Annotated in this window: 4 protein-coding genes; 3 read left to right on the top strand and 1 reads right to left on the bottom strand. The window is 74.5% G+C overall.

Translation table 11 applies throughout. From position 1 onward, the window contains the following. The first annotated feature begins 105 nt into the window (after window positions 1–105). A complete protein-coding gene (locus ABD067_RS06925; RefSeq protein ID WP_343894473.1) occupies window positions 106–1,383 on the top strand; it encodes a CaiB/BaiF CoA transferase family protein in 1,278 nt (425 codons plus the stop codon). Window positions 1,384–1,598: 215 nt separating this feature from the next. Further along, entirely contained in the window at window positions 1,599–2,027 is a 429-nt protein-coding gene (locus ABD067_RS06920) for an organic hydroperoxide resistance protein (protein WP_343894472.1), read from the top strand. A 110-nt stretch (window positions 2,028–2,137) separates the two neighbouring features. On the opposite strand, the gene ABD067_RS06915 is transcribed toward ABD067_RS06920, so the two are convergent. Further along, the gene (locus ABD067_RS06915; RefSeq protein ID WP_343894471.1) at window positions 2,138–3,139 is read right to left on the bottom strand and encodes an MBL fold metallo-hydrolase; all 1,002 of its coding nucleotides are present in this window, start codon (window positions 3,137–3,139) and stop codon (window positions 2,138–2,140) included. 538 nt (window positions 3,140–3,677) lie between these two features. Here ABD067_RS06915 and ABD067_RS06910 point away from each other — a divergent pair. Then, on the top strand, window positions 3,678–5,132 hold the full coding sequence (locus ABD067_RS06910; RefSeq protein ID WP_343894470.1) for a DEAD/DEAH box helicase: 1,455 nt from the start codon (window positions 3,678–3,680) through the stop codon (window positions 5,130–5,132). The last annotated feature ends 19 nt before the right edge of the window (window positions 5,133–5,151 follow it).

Below are 5,151 nucleotides of genomic sequence, written 5' to 3'. Positions count from 1 at the left end.
GGCGCGAGGCGGCGGCGCGTGGTCGTCGCCATCATGGGCGGTGCTCCCTTCCCTGTTCCGCGTTTCGCGGCAGGATAGGCGCCTCACGGGGGACGGGGAAACGCCATGGCCGATAGTGAGAAGGGTTCGCCGGACGCGGCCGCCGGTCCCGCGGGCGGCCCGCCCGTCGTCCCCGGCGCCGTGGCGCCCCCGGTGCTGGAAACGGCCGAGGCGCCGGTGGCGAGCGATCCCGCCGCGATCGCCGCGCCGCCGGTGCCCGAGCCGCTGAAGCCCTACCGCGGGCTGTTCGTCCTGGACGCGAGCCAGGGCATCGCCGGCCCTTACTGCGCCACCCTGCTCGCGGCCTGCGGCGCCGAGGTGGTGAAGGTGGAGCCGCCCGCCGGCGATTGGTCGCGCGGCCTCTCCACCCGCGAAGGCACGCAAAGCGCCATGCACGTCGCCTTCAACCGCGGCAAGCGCTCCGTGGTGCTGGACCTGCGAACGGAGGAGGGCCGCGCCGCCCTGGCGCGCCTCGCGTCGCGGGCTGACGTGATGCTGGAAGCGTTCCGCCCCGGCGTCGCCGCGCGCCTCGGCCTCGTGCCGGAAGCGGGCAAGCCCGACGTGGTGTTCCTCTCCGTTTCCGGCTTCGGCCAGCGCGGCCCCTACGCCGAGCGCCCCTGCACGGACGGCGTGGCGCAGGCCTTCACCGGCCTCGTCGCGCTGAACGAGGGCGCGGACGGCGTGCCCCACCGCACCGGCCCCGTCATGGCGGTGGACGTCGTCACCGGCATCTCCGCCTTCGCCGCGGTGCAGGCGGCGCTCGCGGAGCAGGCCGCCGCCCGCGCCGCCGGCGCCCCGCCGATGCCGCGCGTGCTCGACGTGTCGCTGATGCAGTCCGCGGCGGCGCTGATGGGCTACAACATCGCCGAGCAGGGCCTGCTCGGCCGCGCGCCGGCCATGCCCAACACGCCCGCCGGCACCTACCAGGGGAGTTGCGGCGGGTGGTTCATGGTGGCGTTCCTGCGCGAGCCGGAGTGGCCGCGCTTCTGCGCCGCGGCCGGGCTCCCCGCCCTCGCGGACGACCCGCGCTTCGCCTCCTTCGCCGAGCGCGCGCGGCACCGCGACGCGCTGCTGCCGGCGCTGCGCGAGGCGTTCCGCGCGCGGCCGGCGGCGGAGTGGGTGGAGCGGTTCCAGGCGGAGCGGATGCTGAGCGACCGGGTGAACACGCCGCTCGAATGGCTCGCCGACCCGCACGTGCGCGCGGTGAAGGCGGCGGTGCCGCTGGAGCAGCCGGGGCTCGGCACCTTGCCCTTGCCGGCGCTCCCCGGCCTCGGCCCGTGGAGCGTGCCGGCGCCGGCGCTCGGCGCGCACACGGCGGAGGTGCTGGCGGAACTCGGACTCTGACGGGCCGTCCGCGGCCGGGCCTGGGCGCCGCCGCCATCCCCCGCGCCGCCGACCCGCCGGAGCGTTCCAGGTGCGGGGGCCCTTGGAGCGGCGCGACCGCTCGACTTTTTACGGCGGCGCCGCCCGCGGCTACACGGACCACTCGGCGCCGGGCGCCGACCGCCGCGCCGACGCGGCCCGACCCGGCCGCTCGGGAGCAAGAAAGGAGACGCAGCATGCCCACCGACGTGAAGTACAAGACCTCCGCCACCGCCACCGGCGGGCGCGACGGCAGCGCCAGGACCGACGACGGCAGCCTGGAGGTGAGGCTGTCCACGCCCAAGGAGCTGGGCGGCGGCGGCGGCCAGGGGAACAACCCGGAGCAGCTCTTCGCCGCCGGCTACGCGGCCTGCTTCATCGGCGCGATGAAGGCCGTCGCGTCGAAGGGCGGGACCGCCAAGGTGCCGAACGACGCCACGGTGAAGGCGACGGTCGGCATCGGCCCGCGCTCCGAAGGCGGCTTCGGCCTCGACATCCAGCTCGACGTGTCGTTGCCGGGCGTGCCGCGCGACCAGGCGCAGGCGCTGGTGGAGCAGGCGCACCAGGTCTGCCCCTACTCCAACGCCACGCGCAACAACGTGCCGGTGCGGCTGAACGTCGTCTGAGACGGGTGCCCCGGCCCGCGCCGTTCCGGCGCGTGCCGGGGCGTCCTGAAACGCGTCTCACCCAGAAGTCCGGCGGGCTCCCGATGGGCCCCGCCTCGCCGTTGCCCCGGTCAGCCGAGGGTGGTGACGTTGGTCGGCGCCGGAATCCAGGCGAAGCCCTCGCCTTCCTTCGCCACATGGCCGAGGCCGGGCCAGGGGAAGTGGTAGGAGAGGATCGCCGTCCGGTTGGCGGCGAAGCTGTCGAGCATGCGCGTGCGCGTGCGCGCCGACTGCTTCGGGTCGGTGTCGAAGGAGAATTCCCACATCGGCTTGCGCACCAGCAGGACGTAGTGGTGGGCGAGGTCGCCGGTGTTCACCACCGTCTGGTTCCCGGAGGTGATGGCGTAGACGTGGTGCCCGACCGTGTGGCCTGGGGCGGCGATGGCCGTGATGCCCGGCACCACCTCGGCGCCGTCCCGCACCATGACGAGGCGGTCGCGGTAGGCGCCGAGGTTCTTCTTCGCCCCGTCCACGAAGGGCGTCATGAAGGCCGGGCCGCGCTTGTTGCCGTCGTCGGTCCAGAATTTGAGGTCGGCCTCGCTGACCGCGACCTGGGCGTTCGGGAAGACCTTGTTGCCCCGCTCGTCCACCAAGCCCCAGCAGTGGTCGCAGTGGGCGTGGGTCACGGCCACCAGGTCGATCTGCTCGGGCGCGATGCCGGCGGCGCGGAGGTTGTCCAGCAGGCGCGAGCACCAAGGCCCGCCAGCATCCTTGGTGATCTGGGGGCCCATGCTCGTGCCCATGCCGGTGTCGAAAAGCACCAGGTGGCGGCCGGTGTTCACCACCAGCCCGTTCTGCTCGAGGATGGTGGCGTCGGTCGGCAGGAAGGCCGCGCGCAGCAACGCGTCCATCTCCGCCGCCGAGGAGTTGGTGAAGACGGGCTGCGGCGGGCCGAGCGGCAGCGCGCCGTCCGAAGCCACGGTCGCCTCGAACTCGCCGATCTTGAAGCGGTGCCAGGCGGGCGGCAACTGGCCGCGGAAGGGCGCGGTGGCCCGGGCCGGCATCGCCGCTGGCAAGAGGGGCAGCGCCGCGGCGGCGCCGAGCAGCAGCGAGCGTCGGTCAAGGATCGGCACGGGTTCTTCCTCCCTTCGGCGTTGCCGGCGATCAAAGGGCGCCGGTTTCCCGCGAGTGTGGCACAGCCTCCGGGAGAGTCGCCCCGGAAACCGCGATCGGTCCGCTCCCGGCAGGCACCGGCCCCGGCGCGGGCGAACCGCGTCGCGCGATGGCGGCTCGGCTTTCGGCGCCCCCGCGACTCGGACCCACCGGGTTCGTGCGCCGTGCCGCTCGTCTCCGACCGGGCGAAGCGGACCGCCGCCGATGCGGCATCCCATTGCCCATCCGGCGCGCGTCTCCCCGATCGTAATGCTCCTGACACTTGCTTTCGCACCCGCGAAGGCGCATGTATCGCTGGCCGGCGGCGAATCGCCCTGGCGGTGCCCCGGCCGCGTGAGCGGTCCCCTGGCAGGATGCCAGGGCGAGCCGAACTGCCGGGCCACGCGACGCTTCCTTCCGGACCGGCCCAGCCACGCGGGGCTTCCATCTGAAACTAGCGGCAGCTCGCGCAAGCAAAGCTGCCTCATGGCTGCCGCGCGACCGGGATTTTCCTCACCAGTGACACAGTTTTCCGAACTCGGCCTCGCCGCGCCCCTCCTGCGCGCGCTGGAGGAGGCCGGCTACGAGACCCCCACCCCCATCCAGGCCCAGGCCATCCCGACGGTGCTGGAAGGGCGCGACCTGCTCGGCATCGCCCAGACCGGCACCGGCAAGACCGCGGCCTTCGCCCTGCCCATCCTGCACCGCTTGGCCGCCAAGGGCGGGCGCCCGCCGCGCGGCGGCTGCCGCGTCCTGGTGCTGAGCCCGACGCGCGAGCTGTCGTCCCAGATCGCCGACAGCTTCCGCGAATACGGAAAGCACCTCGGCCTGTCGGTCGCGGTGGTGTTCGGCGGCGTGCCCCACGGGGCGCAGCGCCGGGCGCTGGCCGCCGGCATCGACGTGCTGGTGGCCACGCCGGGCCGTCTGCTCGACCACATGGGCGCCGGCACCGCCCGCCTCGACCGCGTCGAGGTGCTGGTGCTGGACGAGGCCGACCAGATGCTGGACCAGGGCTTCCTGCCCGCCATCCGCAAGGTCGTCGCCGCCCTGCCGAAGCAGGGGCGCCAAACCCTGTTCTTTTCCGCCACCATGCCGAACGAGATCGGCCGCTTGGCGTCCGAACTGCTCCACAACCCCGCGCGGGTGGAGGTGGCGCCCGTCGCCACCACGGCCGAGCGCGTGGCGCAGCGGGCGCTCCACATCGAGCAGGGCGGCAAGCGCGGCCTGCTCGCCAAGCTGCTGCGCGGCGAGGGCGTGGGCCGCGCCCTGGTCTTCGCCCGCACCAAGCACGGCGCCGACAAGGTGGTGAAGCAGCTCGCCATGGACGGCCTGTCCGCCAACGCCATCCACGGCAACAAGAGCCAGGGCCAGCGCGAGCGCGCCCTGCTGGAGTTCCGCACCGGCCACGCCCCGATCCTGGTGGCCACCGACATCGCCGCCCGCGGCATCGACGTGGACGGCGTGACCCACGTGGTGCAGTACGACCTGCCCGACGTGCCGGAAGCCTACGTCCACCGCATCGGCCGCACCGCCCGCGCCGGCGCCAGCGGCGAAGCGGTGGCCCTGGTCGCGCCGGACGAAACGGACAAGCTCCGCGCCGTGGAAAAGCTGATCCGGCAATCCATTCCGGCCGAGGACCTGCGCCAGGACAAGTCCGCGCCCCTCAACCGCCCGCAGCAGGCGGGCGGCGGTGGCGGGCGCCAAAGGCAAGGCCAAGGCCAGCGCGGCCGGAACAACCGAGGCGGCGGTGGCGGCCCGGCCCCGCAACGGCACCCGTCGGGCAGGCCGCAGGGTTCCGGCAACCGGCGCCACGGCGGCGGCGGCGCGCCGCTGGGGAGCGACGCCGGACGGCGTCGCGCCGAGCCCGTCGACGCGGCCCCGGCGCGGCAAGACAGGCAACGGTGGCGCGACGCGGATTTCCGGGACAGCGCGCCGGAACCGCGCGGCGGCAGCGCCCGGCAAGCGGCGCGCTGAGCGAAGCGGCGGGGGGGGG

The sequence above is a fragment of the Craurococcus roseus genome (assembly GCF_039523795.1).
GTDB classification, from domain to species: domain Bacteria; phylum Pseudomonadota; class Alphaproteobacteria; order Acetobacterales; family Acetobacteraceae; genus Craurococcus; species Craurococcus roseus.
Note: the sequence above shows the minus strand (reverse complement) of the source record. Positions and strands in the feature narration are given on the sequence as shown.

Bases quoted from the DNA above. Each gene is read 5' to 3' on its own strand.
- ABD067_RS06925 (WP_343894473.1), top strand. From the start codon at position 106: ATGGCCGATAGTGAGAAGGGTTCGCCGGACGCGGCCGCCGGTCCCGCG.
- ABD067_RS06920 (WP_343894472.1), top strand. From the start codon at position 1,599: ATGCCCACCGACGTGAAGTACAAGACCTCCGCCACCGCCACCGGCGGG.